This is a genomic window from Lactobacillus sp. ESL0680, assembly GCF_029392855.1.
Lineage (GTDB): Bacteria > Bacillota > Bacilli > Lactobacillales > Lactobacillaceae > Lactobacillus.
Genome location: NZ_CP113945.1, coordinates 428,085 through 443,194, shown reverse-complemented (window position 1 = coordinate 443,194; position 15,110 = coordinate 428,085). Strand labels below are relative to the sequence as shown.

Below are 15,110 nucleotides of genomic sequence, written 5' to 3'. Positions count from 1 at the left end.
GCGAATAAACCGAATTTTGATAATTTTACCGCAAAAATAAGCGATTAACTTTTTAAGTTAATCGCTTATTCAATCTAAAATTCACAATTACATTTCAACAGGATAAATTGGCTTTTGCCCATCCAAAACCCGCTTAGCATCAGTCATACTATGCTCAATCATATTCTTAACTGACGTCTTCGTGTAGTAAGCAGAGTGCGGTGTAATTATAACATTTGGCATCTTTGCTAATTCTTGATAAGTCTTTGGCAATTCAGCAAGATCATCAAATTTCTTCATGAAGAAATCATTTTCTTCTGTCAAAACATCTAGGGCAGCACCGGCAATTTCGTGATTTTTCAAAGCATCAACCAGCTCTTCAGTGTTAACCAGTGGTCCTCGAGCATCATTAATAATAATTGCCGTATCTTTCATTTGCTTAAATTGCTTGGCACCAATCATGTTCACAATTGATGGATCAAGCGGCGTGTGCAAAGTCAAAATGTCAGATTCTTTAATAACTGTATCAAAATCTGTATATTCCATGAAAGCTTCATTGGCCGGATTTTCAATCAAATCATTACCAATAACTCTAGCACCCAAAGCACTAAAAATTTCCGCGGTTGCCGAACCAATTCGGCCCACACCAATAATCCCGACGGTCTTATTATAGATTTCGTCACTCATCAGATTTTCTTCACGGACAAAGTTCAGGTCGCACTTTTCATTGTGCAGAATTTGTCCCCAGTTACGCAACAAGTACATGGCTGACGTTAACGTGTTTTCCGCAACGGCTCTTGGCGAATATGCTGGCGTGTTGGTAACAAACATATCATATTTATGAACATAATCCCAATTGATAATATTATAGCCAACTGACCGCAAAGCTAATTGCTTAATCCCAAAGGAAGCCAACTTTTTATAGACCTCTTCTTGGTCTATATTCTCAACTTGCATCATGCTAACACAGTCAAAGCCCTTAGCGAGATCAACTGTTGACGCATCCAAAATATCCTCACTTGTCTGTAAGTCATCTTCAGGATGGTTTTTGCGCCACTTGTCAACGTAAACCATTTGTTCAGGTGTCATATTGTATAGTAAAACTTTCATTTAGGATAAATCCTCCTTTAAACCAAAAAATCTTTGCTTATATTTTAACTAATATTAGCAAAGAATTAAAGATTATTTTAGAATTTATTTAAAATTAAATTAGATTTACTCACTATTCACTAACTTCGACTGATTCTCGTACATCAGTATGCCAATTAAAGTAAAAATTAAGTCCAAACGCAATTACCAGTAATAGCAGTGATACCAACATAATTTCCTTAATGCCCGTATGAAAAATCATCCGCATTGTCGGCAATAATTTTGCTGGTAAATGTTTTGCCGTTTGTGCATCACTTAACTCATTCATCATGTGCATGGTAATACCCGAATGTTGCTTTACTCCACGTGCTAGCGCCATGTTCATAATGACACCATACACAGCTGACATTACTGTTTGTGCCAAAATCCTAATTAAATATGAAGTTGATGTGGCGGTTGCCATGTTTGCCATGCCGGCATCGACTTGCACTTTGACTTGCAGTGCCACAAAGATAAAACCAACACCAATTCCTGAAAAGGCACAGACAAAAGTTAACCATTGCAAGGGCGTCTGTAAATCAGCTAAAAATACCCCACCTACTGAAACGGTCATCCCTAAAATGCCGATTAGCACTAGCATAAAAGTACGCACCCGATCACTAATAAAGGAAACACTCTGTGAGGCAGTAATATCAACAATTGAGTTAGGTACTAGCGTTACCCCACCAATAAGTGCTGTCGTCCCTAAGAGTGCTTGTGCCCACATTGGCAAGTAAGTATTAACTGCTAAATAAGCTCCCCAAGTGAATGCAAAGAGCAAAAAGTCACCATTTAACGCCTTATTTTTGAAAATTGACAGCGGAATAATTGGGTTAGTCGCCCGCTTCTCTCGCCATAAAAAGCCACCAATTAAAATCAGACTAACCGTAATTAGTAACGCGACAACTAAATTGCTGGTCAAGCCCAGCAGCTGGATGCCCATTAAAAATGTTAATAAACCTAATGCCAGTAACAATGCACCAGAAAAATCAAACTTACGTGTCGATTTAGGGGTTATTGGCCGGAAGTAAAGCATGCTCAAGATAACCGCAATAATACCAATCGGTACATTAAGGTAGAAGACCCAGTGCCACGACATCGTATCAATAATGGTGCCGCCAACTAGCGGTCCCGTAATCGCTGCAACGTTGAAGCTCGCGGTCAAATAACCCAAAATTCGCGTCCGCGTTTTAATATTAGGATAAATATAACCAACAATGATATACGGCAGCGACCCCATTCCACCGGCACCGATGCCCATCACTAACCGCGCAGCCAAAAAGAAGAAAATATTTGGTGCTAATCCTTCAAAAATCGAACCGATAATGAACAAAACTAATGACAATTCAAAAGCTAATTTGTTAGTAATCTTTTCACCGATTTTTGTCCACAAGGGAATTGAAATTGACATCCCTAATAAAAAAATGGCAACAATCCACCCCATAAACTGAATACCATGCAATGCCGCGACAATCGCCGGAATCGCGGTATTAATTATCGTCCCATCCAATCCCGACATAATGTTCCCCAGCATTAGTGCCAGCGTGACATACTTAATCTGCTTCTTAGTCATTCTTACTCCTCAAAATTAAATCACACAAAAATTCCTACCACTGCACAGTGATAGGAATTTATTTTTCTTGTTCCAATTATGAAACTATCTGCTAAAAAAGCAAGGGGTATAAATACAGTTTTTTAATTAAACTTAATATGCCCGATGGCCCTTCTTATAAACAGCCTTATCTTCTTGGGCAACTGCTTTAATATCAGCTAACGGATCGTTATCCAAAACCAAGAAGTCAGCGTATTTGCCAGCTGCTAACGTGCCGTATTCATCATCAATTTGCATCAACTTAGCGGAATTAACACTGGTTTGTAAGGCTTCAAAAGTACTAAAACCATCGTCAACCAATAATTGCAATTCGACAGGAGTCTTCGAAAAATCGTTAAAGGTGGTTCCGGCGTCTGTTCCCAATGTGATTTTGACACCGCGGTCCTTAGCATGAGCGATATTTTGGCGTAAATCAGCCAAAGCCTTCTTAGCCTTGTTCATTTCCCAGTCTGGTGCAATCCCAGCTGCATACTCAGGAAATGCCCATGCCGCAATAATTGTTGGTGTTAGGTAGGTTCCTTTTTCTAGCATCAAATCAATGGCTTCATCATTAACGTAAAAGCCGTGTTCAATTGAATCAACACCAGCTTCAATTGCGTTCATAATACCGGCAATTCCTTCCGCATGAGCCGCAACCGTGATCCCTTTATGGTGCGCTTCATCAACTGCTGCCTTAATTTCAGCAACACTAAGTTGGGGATCATCCATGAAGTCACGCTCGGTCATAATCCCACCAGTGGTCATCACCTTGATTACCTTGGCGCCGCGCTTTAAGCCTTGACGAACTGCCTTGCGCATTTCATCTGGTGAATCAACAACATAGCCAAAATTAGGAATATCCCCGTGACCACCAGTCATTGAATATGGGCGTCCTGATGGCATTACTTCAGGCACATCCGTAATTTTGCCTTCATTAATCATTTGTGCAATTGTTAAATCAATGTCAAAAGTTGAACCACATTCACGCACATATGTAACGCCGGACTTGAGCATTTCATGTAAATGCTTAACAGAATCAACTGTCGTCTCCACAACGTTAAAGTCAGTTACCCCGCGTGGGTCAGTTGGATCCATCACCATATGGTCGTGACAATTAATCAGCCCCGGCATCACATACTTACCCTGCAAGTCGACTACTTTATCAGCTTGCGGTGCGTCGCCGCTGCCTAGAGCCACAATTTTACCAGTTTGCTCATCAACTTCCAGCCAAGAATTTGCTTGGATACTATCTTGCTCACCATCGAATAAATTTAAATTTTGATATAGAACCTTCATGCTGTTCTCCTTTTTCTTTATTAAATACATATATTTTATGCCCTTTTAGATGCGAGAACAACTCCAACATAAAAAACGCCTTTTCTTCCGAAAAAAGACGTTTTTAAAAATTTAATATGCGCGTTGACCCTTCTTGTAGACAGCCTTATCTTCTTGAACAACTGCAGTAATATCAGCCAACGGGTTTTTATCTAAAACCAAGAAGTCCGCATACTTGTCAGCTTCTAACGTGCCGTATTCATTATCAATCTTCATCAACTTGGCATCATTGAGACTTGTTTGCAGAGCCTCAAAATTAGTGAACCCTTGCTCAACTAACAGCGGCAATTCTTGCGGCGTCATTGTGAAATCATTGAACGGCGTGCCGGCATCAGTACCCAAAGTAATCTTAACACCAGCATTTTTGGCTTTAGTAATATTACCCCGCAAGTCTTTCCAAGCGGCAGAAATTTTAGCCATTTCCCAGTCAGGAATCTTACCTGGAGCATATTCAATAAAGGCCCACGCACCAACAATTGTTGGCGTTAAGTATGTTCCCTTTTCAAGCATCAATTCAATTTCTTCATCATTAACATAAAAACCATGTTCAATTGAATCGACGCCGGCCTTAATCGCGTTCAAAATTCCCGGATTACCCTCAGCATGTGCCGCAACAATCAAGCCCTTGTGGTGAGCTTCCTCAACTGCCACGTGCATTTCAGCTTCACTTAATTGCGGCTGATCTAGTGCATCACTTTCGGTCATGACACCACCAGTTGCCATGATCTTAATTGCTTTTGCCCCTTCTTTAATTCCCTGACGAACGGCCTTGCGCATTTCATCAGGCGAATCAACCAAACGACCAAAGTTTGGCATATCACCATGGCCACCAGTCATTGAAAAAGGATGGCCTGCAGGCATAATTTCAGGTACCTTGCTCAACTTGCCTGCCTTAATCAATTTATCTAATTCAATATCAATATTATAAGTGCTGCCGCATTCACGAATATAAGTAACACCGGACTTTAACAGGTCATGTAAATGCTGGACGGCACGGACAGTTGAGGGAACGACACCAGCACTCGAGCCGCCATCGGGAGTTGTCGGATCCATAAAAATATGTGTATGACAATTCATTAATCCCGGCATCACATACTTACCGCCCAGATCAACAATCTTATCAGCTTGTGGCAGCTCACCAGAACCAACTTGGACAAGTTTGCCTGTTTTGTCATCGACCAACAAGTAACTATCTTCTTTAATTTCATTATCCTTGCCATTAAATAAATTAATATTGGTAAAAATCGTCTTACTCATCAAAATACCTCCTATTTGGGCAATTAAAAAAGCACCCGTCCTAATTCAAGGACGAGTGCTCGTGTTACCACCTTTAATTTGTTCGCCATTCACACGGCAAACCTTACTAGCTATCTAACAATAGCTTGCATTGATAACGGCTGCAGCACCGCTGCTGGCTAAATATCACCAGCAGTCACCAATTCAAAGCCCATGTTCACTACCGCAAGCCTAACGACTTTCATCATAACATCGTCTCGCTTTAAAGACTGGCAAATAGTTACTCTGCTTTTCAAGATGCTTTATCTTTATTTATAATTAATTTATCATCATGATTTAATCATGTCAACCTGAAATTACAATTAAGAAATGAATTAATTACTAGCAGCCAAGTTTAGTATATGTATATTTAATACTAACATAAAAAATCAATGTTCATCTAGAATTATCATTTCAATTAATCTTAATATGCACGTTGGCCCTTCTTGTAAACGACCTTGTCTTCTTGGGCAACGGCCTTAATATCCTCCAGTGGATTGCCATCAAGTACCAAGAAGTCAGCGTACTTGCCCTCTGCCAAAGTGCCATATTCATCATCAATCTTCATCAATTGTGCAGAATGGACACTAGTTCTCAAGGCTTCATAGTTAGTGAAGCCTTGCTCTGCCAACAGTTGCAATTCAACTGGCGTCATTGAAAAGTCATTAAATGGCGTTCCGGCATCAGTACCCAAAGTAATCTTAACACCGCGATCTTTAGCATGAGTAATATTCTTACGCAAATCGCTAAGTGCATCGCTGGCCTTCTTGATTTCCCAATCAGGAACCTTGCCTTCAGCGTAAGTTGGAAAGGCCCAGTCTGCAATAACTGTTGGTGTCAAGTAGGTACCTTGCTTGAGCATCAGGTCAATTTCTTCATCATTAACGTAAAAGCCGTGTTCGATTGAATCAACGCCAGCCTTAATTGCATTCATAATTCCAGGATTACCTTCGGCATGGGCCGCAACAATCAAGCCCTTGTGGTGAGCTTCTTCAACTGCAGCGTGAATTTCAGCGACACTCAATTGTGGGTCAGTCATAAAGTCGTTCTTGGTCATAACACCACCAGTGGCCATGACTTTAATTGACTTAGCACCCTTCTTCAAGCCTTGACGAACTGCCTTACGCATTTCATCTGGTGAATCAACCAAATGACCAAAGTTTGGCATGTCACCGTGACCGCCAGTCATTGAATATGGACGACCAGAAGGCATAACTTCTGGTACCTTGGTAATTTTACCTTCATCAATCATGTGAGCGATTGTAATATCGACATCATAAGTTGAACCACATTCACGAACGTAAGTAACACCGGATTTAAGCATCGTGTGCAGGTTTTTGACAGAATTAACAGTCGTCCGGACAACATCGGTTGCCGTACCACCGGTTGGATCATCTGGATCCATCACCATATGGTCATGGCAGTTAATCAATCCTGGCATGACGTATTTGCCAGCTAGGTCAACTGTCTTGTCGGCAGCAGGAGGAGCTCCTGTCCCTATTTCTGTAATCTTGCCAGTTTCATCATCGACAACCAAATAACTATCGGTGGTAACTTTTTCTTGTTCACCATCATAAAGGTTCATGTTAGTATATGCGGTTTTAGTCATTTAAAAGACCTCCCAAAAATTGCTTCTGTAACTATTTTATTAATTTACCATTCTGGTAAACTTGCTTATCTTCTTGAGCAACTGCCTTAATGTCAACCAGCGGATTATCCTTCAAAACAAGGAAGCTAGCCTTCTTGCCGGCAGTCAAAGTACCATAATCCTCACTAAGTTGGATTAATTCTGCAGCGTACTTAGTTGCACCAAGCAAGGCTTGCAATGGCGTTTCACCAGCCTCAACCAGCAATTCCATTTCTGTAGTTGTCCCATTGTCAAAACGGTTAAATGGCGTCCCAGCATCAGTACCGACAACAATTCTGACGCCCTTCTTGATGGCTTTGCCAATATTCTTAAAGAAAATATCCTTAACTTCAATATCCTTTTTAATCATGTAATCAGGAATTGAACCCTTTGGCGCATCAAAGATACATTGGCAGGCATTCAAGGTTGGTACTAGGCAGGTACCCTGCTTAATCATCAAATCCATCTGTTGTTCATCAACGTAGATCCCGTGTTCAATCGAGTCAACACCAGCTTCAAGTGACAATTGGATGCCGCGGTTGCCTTGGGCATGTGAAGCTACCGTCATGTGCTTGGAGTGAGCTTCCTCAACTGCCGCGTTCAATTCCTCAGCTGTTAATTCAGTGTCATCGACACGATCAGTTGGCGACATAACACCACCAGTAGCCATGACCTTAATGTTCTTAGCACCATGCTTGAATTCTTCCCGCACACTTTGGCGCATATCAGCGGCACAAGTAGTCAAATGACCCCAAACTTCCTTACCATCATCGCCTTCTGGGAAGTCCCCATGACCACCCAAAATACTCATTGGTCTACCGGAAGGGACAATTTCTGGTCCTTCAACTCGGCCTTGGTGCATTAACTTCATTAATTTAACGTCCGTGTCACTAACTGCACCACAATCACGAATAGCCACAACACCGTTACGCAACAAGGTCTTCAAGTTTTTAATTGCATTGACAGTCGCTTCAGTTTCCGTTAAGTAAGCTGTCCGGTTGTCCATTGGATCCATCATAATGTGAGTATGGGCATTAATTAACCCAGGAATGACATATTGTCCCTGCAAGTCCACTGTTTGATCGGCTTCAGGAGCAGAACCTGTGCCGCTAGCTCCGACTAACCCTTCATTGTCTACTAATAACCAGGCATTATTTTGCATTTCTTCAGTTTCTGCATCGAACAAGTTGCAGTTTGTGTATAAAGTTGTCATCTTCTACTCCTCGTTTAAATCTTTTTATTTATTTTTAATTTAATGAGTATATTCTATGATTATTTTCGATGTTTGACAACATTATTTTCGCAAAAGTTGTTGCGAAAATTGAAAATCTCTTTTATAATCTATCTCATACAAATTTAATTTATTTTTTAGGAGTGAAAAATTTATGAGTCCAGCAATGTATGCATCAATTTCTTTCGCAGTTGTTATGCTGTTTATTATGATCGGTGAGTGGGTCTCCTCTTTGACTAACGCTTATGTGCCATCTGTCTTTATTACAGCCGTCCTGTTTGCCATTGGCTTCTGGACTTTTCTGCCTAAAGACACCGTTGCTAAGGCATCGTTTGGCCCTGACTTCGCTAACATTTGTATTTCATTGCTGCTGGTTCACCTTGGTACTCTAATGAACTTGAAGGAATTAATCCAACAATGGAAGGCAGTATGTATCTCCTTGTTGGGAGTTGCAGGAACACTCTTGTTAACCTTGACCATTGGTACTAAAATCTTTGACTGGCATACAGTTATTGCTGCTGTCCCACCATTAACCGGTGGACTTGTTTCCGCACTGCTGATGACTAACGGATTAAAAGCTGCTGGCATCACAACTTTAGTCGCACTGCCGATTGCCATGTTTGTTATGCACTCAGTTGTTGGTTACCCACTAACAGCTTGGATGCTTAAACGTGAAGGTCGCCGTGTTGCTGGTGAATACCATAAGGGCAATATTCAAGCACCAGTTTCTGTTGAAGAGATTAAGGAAGAAAAAGGCAAAAAGGGCGGCTTCAAACTGCCAGAAGAATATCATACTGCTGCCTTTATCTTGGTTAAGGTTGCACTTGTTGCTTTACTAGCTAACTGGTTCTCTTCCTTCTTAAAGACAACCTTCAACTTTGACTTGAATGCTAACGTTGTTTGTTTAATCTTCGGTGTTATTGCCCACCAATTAGGCTTCTTGGAAGACAGCGCCTTAAACAAAGCTAATGTCTTCCAATGGTTAATGTACGGTCTGCTTGCTTATGTCTTCTCACAATTAAGCATCACCACACCACAGATTATTGGCAAAGTTTTCGTTCAAATCATTGTCTTAATGTTACTCGGATTATTAGGAATGTTCCTTGCATCTATCATCTTGGCTAAACCATTCGGCATGAGCCCAGAAATGGCCTTCGCTTGTTCGTTAACTTCACTGTTCGGCTTCCCAGCTGACTACATTTTGACAACAGAAATTTGCCATAATGTAGCTAAAGATAAGGAAGAAGAAGCAGTCCTAGTTGACCAAATCTTACCTAAGATGCTGGTTGGCGGTTTCGCAACTGTATCCGTTGCTTCAGTTATTATTGCATCAATCTTCTTGAAGCTACTGTAATTTTGTTATGTCATTAATATTCAACTTTGAAATGGTAAAAGCCTGAACTCATCTATTTTAATGTTGCAATCACAGATGCAGTGTTGAGCTTTTTACCCGTTGTTAAAATCTGAAATTCGCCGTCAGCGTCTGTTAGTTTGGCTGACGTCTGATGAAAACCATTCCGCTCATAAAAGTGCAGCCGATGGACACGCTGTGAATAGTTCTTAGCAGTCTTAGTTACCGGCTCAATGTCCAGCGTTAACTGCTTATCTGGAAACTTAGCTTGAAGATGCTGCAAAATCTGCGTGCCATAACCATGCCCGCGCAAGTCAGGATTAACCGCCAAGTAAAGCAGATAAACAGTTTGACTGCCGACAGCATAATATACCAAGCCGCAAAATTTTTCATTGTCATAGAGTGCTTGAAAATGCACATTTTTATGCAGTGCCATCAAGTTAAGCTGCCACAATGGAAATCGTTCCCACTTGGGAAATGATGATATGTATAGGCTTTTGGCTTCACGATAAGCTTGATTAGGACAAACAACAAATTTGGAAATTAAAATAAATAGTCACCTTCACTGAGAAAATAATACTATTTAATAGTATAACTTACTTGGTCGGTAATGCCAGAGACTTCTGCAACTTTCGCCATAATAGCAAGAATATCACGAGCTGAATAATTAGTTTCAATTTGCAGGCCATTTTTCAAAACTGATGGGCTACGTAGACTTGAAAATAATTTTTTCTGCAAACTTGGTTCTTGCTTGATCTGAGTTAAATTACTACTATCCTCATCCCAAAGATAATTAAGCACCGTAACTAAAGCTGCGCGCCAAGATGTTACTGGATAACTTACACCATTAATAGTGAGCGAGGCAGGTTTTCTACCAGTAATATTGACTTCATCGGTAAGATTATACTCACCAGCTAATATCTGCTCAGTTTGCTTCTCGCTATAAATCTTCGGTTCAGGAAAAATACGTAATAATTCCACAATTAATGTTTTAGCCCTAGTAGTTATCGCTGTTTCATCCCAATTAGAATAACTTTGCGCAACTTCACGAGTTAAATTAATGTTTGAATCACGGTAAAATTCTTTCTTTTCTGAAAAAGTCCGATTACTCATTTCTTGATTGTATTTAGTCAAAGTTAAATTGCCTAAACCGCCGCCATATTGTTCATTAACTCGATCCGCATTTGTGACCTGTAACCGCCAGTCAGTCGTTAAATGTTGCGGCATAATATGCTCAACTTGTGCATCATCAAAGTCAATTACTTCTTTAGTACGACTTTCTTCTAACATTACCAGAGTTAACTTAGCAATATTATTGCGCAACTTATATAGATTAGTAGTCATCAGACTAGCTTTGAGTTCACTATCACTTGGAAAAGTATTCTTTAAAAAAGTTAGTTCTCGCTCCAATAAACGATTATCATCTTCACAAAGTGCAGCCACAATCTTATTTAGACCATTTGTTGGTCGACTGCAAATTTTAATCCGAAACAAATAATTTTCAAGTATTGTCACAAGTTCAATAATTTTATCTGAATCAATTTCTTCATCTGCTAACAATTTCAATAAATATGGATATAAAACTCTGCTATCCATAATGTTAATGTGTAATAAACTTTTATTTAATTTTGGTAATGCAGTATCTGCTTCTAATAATTGCTTGTAAAGTCTAGCAAAATTAGTTAGCTCACGTAAAGCATTCACAGCATTTAACTTTTTATCATAAAAGAAGTTTTTGTAGGCAGTATAAACTCGATCTTTTTTAACCGTAGTATGTGTCTGCATAATCAAATAATGCCGCAAAAATTCCGCAAAAGTTTTTGTTGAAAAGAGCATTTCAATCTTTAACCAATATTCTTGATACAATTGCTGCTGCTCATCAGTATCTAACCCCATTAACAAAAAGTTGCAAACTAAATCTGAAGCTGATAAAGACTTCCCGGTTGAATTCAAGCTTTCAAAAATTTCTTGAGGATTTTCAACTTGGTCATTATTTAATTCTATCCACACAAGTTCAAAATGATTCATTGCTTCATATAATTCAGCAATCTTAATTGGGCTATTCTGTAGCTTTTGCTCAAAAAAGCGATAATTTTCAATAATCTTAGATGGTTCAGAAAATTCTGCCAGCTTGTTATTCATCACCGCATTAAAAGCAGCAATATCATGCTCAATAGGCTTAAACTTCAAATGATTATTGGTAGCTAAATATTTATTGAATAAAAATTCCTCTTCAATTTCTTGACGATGCTCTTCATCTTGATTGGCTATTGCCTTTAACAATAAAGTTAAGGTGGTCAGTCGCTGCTGACCGTCAATAATTCGATTAAGATGACTTAGATTTGAACCAGTCTCAGAAACGTAAACAATTGTACCAATAAAATGATCACGATTGTTCTGACAGGCAAGTACAAGATCATTGAAAAGCTGCTCACATTGCTCTTCGTCCCACTCGTAGTTTCGCTGAAAAACAGGAATTTCAAAAATAGTTTTGTTCTGTGATAAAAAATCAAATAAATATTACTTATGCTAATTGAGAACGTGTACAATATTTTTTGTAAATAGTTAATTTCATACAATTTAAATAATTATAATATTAAAATTCATACAATTAATTTTTTATTACCTTTAAAAACTGAGAAAAATATTTTTTTCTCAAATTGTCCAACAATTCTTCATTTGAAATAATATGTGACAGCGCCTTATTTCTGTAATCTCCAGTTGCAACAGAATTTCCAATTGCATCAACAATCATACCATGCTGTAACGTACAATATTTTAATAAACCACTATATTCTTTTTCTTGTAAAATTTTATTTAATTTACCTTCAAATTCTAATGAAAGCTTGTTTTTCAAATTATTTAATTCTGAATTTAAAGATTCTATATTACTGTCCATATCCTTTTTAGTATCATAGATCTTATTATTAAGTATTTGTTCATATAATTTCTTACGCCATCTATCAACGACTTCAGATTTATTTTTATCCATAGTATCAACAAACTTATCTCTAAACTCATTAAATTTATCCTGTAATTTGTTATCAGAATAACTTGGATATTCTCCTCGTATAACTGCCTTAAATACATCTTCATCACATAAAAGCATCTCTATTTCCAAGTAATCTGTTACAAAAACATTTTTAATAGCTAGACTTTTTCGATTTTCCTTGGTTCTTAAATCATTATCAATAATGCCATATGCTTCACCACAAAAGAATTTCTGCTTATTGTTATAGTTTTTAGTATTATCTATCACATCTTTACATGTTCCAATGGGAACAACGTTATATTCAGGAAACATAGCTGAATATATTTTGTAATCATCACTATGCTTAGCACCTTCACAAAAAATAACGCTTTTTTTAATTCCCGATAATTCAAGTAAAAGTTCATTCGGAAATTCTTCTTCTCCCAATTCTAACTGTTTTAGATCCCAGTAATCTGGATAAATAAATTTTTTACACCAAATAAGATTAACATTATTTCTACTTTCAATAAAATCTACTCTATGAGAAATATAAATAAATCTACATCTTTCCTTTTCTTTTTCAAGAATATTCCATAATCGATTATATATAGCAGCATTCAAATAAACATCAGGTTCGTCTACAATTATTATGCCGTCATCATCAGCTAATAGTACTTTGATTATATAATAAATTGCTACTTTTTCGCCTTCACTCATTTGATCTATTGAATACTTTTGCCCATTTTTGACAGGATAAAAACTTCTGCTTATAGCATCGGGGTCACTAATAGAAATATCAGGAAATAAGATGCTGTATATTTTTTGAAACTTATGAAAAATATTATTATCATATACTTCATTTCTGTCATCATCTTTTTCATGATCTTTCAAATAATTAAAGAATTCATTAGAAATTGCAGCAATTATCCTAGAAAATTCATACTCTGGCTTATTATAAAATTTTTTGGAATAAATAGTTTTTGTATTTGCTTCCTCCATATCCTCTTGAATTTCTAACTTGTTAACCTTAAGGATTTCATAATTAGGTTCTTTTTGACAATATAAATATTTTCTAGCTGGAATAACTATAATTCCTGAATTTTCAGTTTTCTTAAAAAAATCAGCAAAACTACTTTTTCCACTTCCATTAGCGCCAACTATTATAGAATTTTTTGAGCTATCAAGTAACAACAAATATTTGTATTGCTTAAATTGGTTAATTTTAGTTTTTAAGAAATTTTCTGCATATTCTCTTGAAATTCTTGATGAAAGGGGCATTTCTAAAAAATTCCGACTAAATATACTGCCAAGTTGATCAGAAATTTCGTTTTTATCTTTTTCAATATCTTCCAAAGTTGCTAACAACTCATTTTTATTTTTATCATATTTAGCAAATAAATTTCTGTTCTCTTCTATTAGGCTTTTTCCATTTTCAAGTTTTACTTGCTTTATTAAATCATAATTACTTTTTAGTCCTTCTATACTCGATTTTACCTGTTCAATTTTCATTTAACTTTCCCCACAATCATTCCACCAACTGCTTATAAATATCTGTCCACTTTACAGGTACGTAATGCGTTGGTTGTTCATCTTCTTGTTCTTCATTATCAGCATCCAAAGCAAACAAATCTAATTGCTCTGATTTGTTCTTTTGATAACCAGTCACAGTATCATTCGAATCACCACCGTTGATAATTGATTCAAAGGTATACTCAACCCGTTGTACCTTATCTACATGTCCTGGCAACATTTTCCATTCACTAAAGATTATTGGTTCGCCCGACAAATTAATTTGCTTTAAAGTATCGCCTTGAACCATATTGGCATTAATGATTACTTCAGCACTTTGCTTAATCTTTTTATTCGGCTTAGCATGGAATTTCTGATCAATTACCTTTAAGTGGCCTTCATCAAAAGTCAAAATCATATTCATGACCAACATCTTTACGTTGTCTGCCATGTACTCAATTCCATACAATGTAGACAATCCCACAAGCACATTTTCATTGAATTGTGCTGTTGTTTTACTTTGCTTTGCTGCGACTTTTATTCTGCACTTGAGCAACTCCACTAAAAAGACGCCTTCACCAGCAGCTGGTTCTAAAAAAGTTGCATTCAAACCATTAACCTTAGCAGTAATCTCTGGCTGATTAAGCATAAAGTTCACAGTTTTTTAGGTATAAAGACCTCACCATGACTTTTAACTCGTTCAGCAGATTTAATTATTTTTTCTGACATAATATCTTTTCCTAATACGGAAGATCCGTGATCTTCATTTTAGCATGATTAAATCCATTATTTTTTAATTCATAAAATTTATCAAGAATATCTTTATCAGCAAAATTTCGATATTTAATTTTTCTCAGGCAATCATTAAACGTGCTTCTATCACCTGTAGCAACAAAGTTTAGATCTAGAATTTGCCGTGCCACATTTTCTATAATTTTTCTAATTGATTCAAATTCATTACTAAATTTGCCATCAGCATACAGTTCTTCAACATCTACTGCTGTCCTATGTAGAATTTGTGTATCTTGGTCTTTATTAAGAAAATCAAAGTTGCTTTTCATATTCTCTCCCATTGTATTATCTATACTAACAATTATAATGCAAGTGGATACA

At 37.4% G+C, this 15,110-nt stretch carries 12 protein-coding genes and 1 other annotated feature; of the genes, 1 reads left to right on the top strand and 11 read right to left on the bottom strand.

The window, feature by feature from the left end:
• Positions 1–87: 87 nt before the first annotated feature.
• The 6 genes from OZX58_RS02220 to OZX58_RS02195 form a co-directional block, all read right to left on the bottom strand.
• Entirely contained in the window at positions 88–1,089 is a 1,002-nt protein-coding gene (locus OZX58_RS02220) for an NAD(P)-dependent oxidoreductase (RefSeq protein WP_277141290.1), read from the bottom strand.
• A gap of 112 nt (positions 1,090–1,201) precedes the next feature.
• Positions 1,202–2,680: an MFS transporter gene (locus OZX58_RS02215; protein WP_277141289.1), complete on the bottom strand. Its 1,479-nt coding sequence runs from the start codon at positions 2,678–2,680 to the stop codon at positions 1,202–1,204.
• Positions 2,681–2,812: 132 nt separating this feature from the next.
• Positions 2,813–3,994, bottom strand: a complete 1,182-nt coding sequence (locus tag OZX58_RS02210; protein WP_277131135.1) for an amidohydrolase family protein — start codon at positions 3,992–3,994, stop codon at positions 2,813–2,815.
• A 111-nt stretch (positions 3,995–4,105) separates the two neighbouring features.
• A complete protein-coding gene (locus tag OZX58_RS02205; protein WP_277141288.1) occupies positions 4,106–5,290 on the bottom strand; it encodes an amidohydrolase family protein in 1,185 nt (394 codons plus the stop codon).
• 44 nt (positions 5,291–5,334) lie between these two features.
• Positions 5,335–5,574, bottom strand: a binding site (T-box leader).
• Between the two features lie 158 nt (positions 5,575–5,732).
• The gene (locus OZX58_RS02200; RefSeq protein ID WP_277141287.1) at positions 5,733–6,917 is read right to left on the bottom strand and encodes an amidohydrolase family protein; all 1,185 of its coding nucleotides are present in this window, start codon (positions 6,915–6,917) and stop codon (positions 5,733–5,735) included.
• Positions 6,918–6,948: 31 nt separating this feature from the next.
• On the bottom strand, positions 6,949–8,148 hold the full coding sequence (locus OZX58_RS02195; RefSeq protein WP_277141286.1) for an amidohydrolase family protein: 1,200 nt from the start codon (positions 8,146–8,148) through the stop codon (positions 6,949–6,951).
• Positions 8,149–8,332: 184 nt separating this feature from the next.
• Here OZX58_RS02195 and OZX58_RS02190 point away from each other — a divergent pair, with 184 nt between their 5' ends.
• A complete protein-coding gene (locus OZX58_RS02190) occupies positions 8,333–9,520 on the top strand; it encodes a hypothetical protein (RefSeq protein WP_277141718.1) in 1,188 nt (395 codons plus the stop codon).
• A 52-nt stretch (positions 9,521–9,572) separates the two neighbouring features.
• Here OZX58_RS02190 and OZX58_RS02185 read toward each other — a convergent pair whose 3' ends face one another.
• From OZX58_RS02185 to OZX58_RS02165, 5 genes are all read right to left on the bottom strand, one after another.
• Positions 9,573–10,004, bottom strand: coding sequence for a GNAT family N-acetyltransferase (locus OZX58_RS02185; RefSeq protein ID WP_277141716.1), 432 nt, complete (start codon positions 10,002–10,004; stop codon positions 9,573–9,575).
• Between the two features lie 92 nt (positions 10,005–10,096).
• A complete protein-coding gene (locus OZX58_RS02180; RefSeq protein ID WP_348635853.1) occupies positions 10,097–11,995 on the bottom strand; it encodes a DUF262 domain-containing protein in 1,899 nt (632 codons plus the stop codon).
• 133 nt (positions 11,996–12,128) lie between these two features.
• Entirely contained in the window at positions 12,129–13,997 is a 1,869-nt protein-coding gene (locus tag OZX58_RS02175) for a DUF4435 domain-containing protein (protein ID WP_277141285.1), read from the bottom strand.
• Between the two features lie 16 nt (positions 13,998–14,013).
• Positions 14,014–14,646, bottom strand: a complete 633-nt coding sequence (locus OZX58_RS02170) for a DNA methyltransferase (RefSeq protein WP_277141284.1) — start codon at positions 14,644–14,646, stop codon at positions 14,014–14,016.
• A 91-nt stretch (positions 14,647–14,737) separates the two neighbouring features.
• Positions 14,738–15,058 carry a hypothetical protein gene (locus tag OZX58_RS02165; RefSeq protein ID WP_277141283.1) on the bottom strand — a complete coding sequence of 107 codons (321 nt, stop codon included), beginning with the start codon at positions 15,056–15,058 and terminating at the stop codon, positions 14,738–14,740.
• Positions 15,059–15,110: the final 52 nt, after the last annotated feature.

Bases quoted from the DNA above. Each gene is read 5' to 3' on its own strand.
- OZX58_RS02220 (WP_277141290.1), bottom strand. From the start codon at position 1,089: ATGAAAGTTTTACTATACAATATGACACCTGAACAAATGGTTTACGTT.
- OZX58_RS02215 (WP_277141289.1), bottom strand. From the start codon at position 2,680: ATGACTAAGAAGCAGATTAAGTATGTCACGCTGGCACTAATGCTGGGG.
- OZX58_RS02210 (WP_277131135.1), bottom strand. From the start codon at position 3,994: ATGAAGGTTCTATATCAAAATTTAAATTTATTCGATGGTGAGCAAGAT.
- OZX58_RS02205 (WP_277141288.1), bottom strand. From the start codon at position 5,290: ATGAGTAAGACGATTTTTACCAATATTAATTTATTTAATGGCAAGGAT.
- OZX58_RS02200 (WP_277141287.1), bottom strand. From the start codon at position 6,917: ATGACTAAAACCGCATATACTAACATGAACCTTTATGATGGTGAACAA.
- OZX58_RS02195 (WP_277141286.1), bottom strand. From the start codon at position 8,148: ATGACAACTTTATACACAAACTGCAACTTGTTCGATGCAGAAACTGAA.
- OZX58_RS02190 (WP_277141718.1), top strand. From the start codon at position 8,333: ATGTATGCATCAATTTCTTTCGCAGTTGTTATGCTGTTTATTATGATC.
- OZX58_RS02175 (WP_277141285.1), bottom strand. From the start codon at position 13,997: ATGAAAATTGAACAGGTAAAATCGAGTATAGAAGGACTAAAAAGTAAT.
- OZX58_RS02170 (WP_277141284.1), bottom strand. From the start codon at position 14,646: ATGCTTAATCAGCCAGAGATTACTGCTAAGGTTAATGGTTTGAATGCA.
- OZX58_RS02165 (WP_277141283.1), bottom strand. From the start codon at position 15,058: ATGAAAAGCAACTTTGATTTTCTTAATAAAGACCAAGATACACAAATT.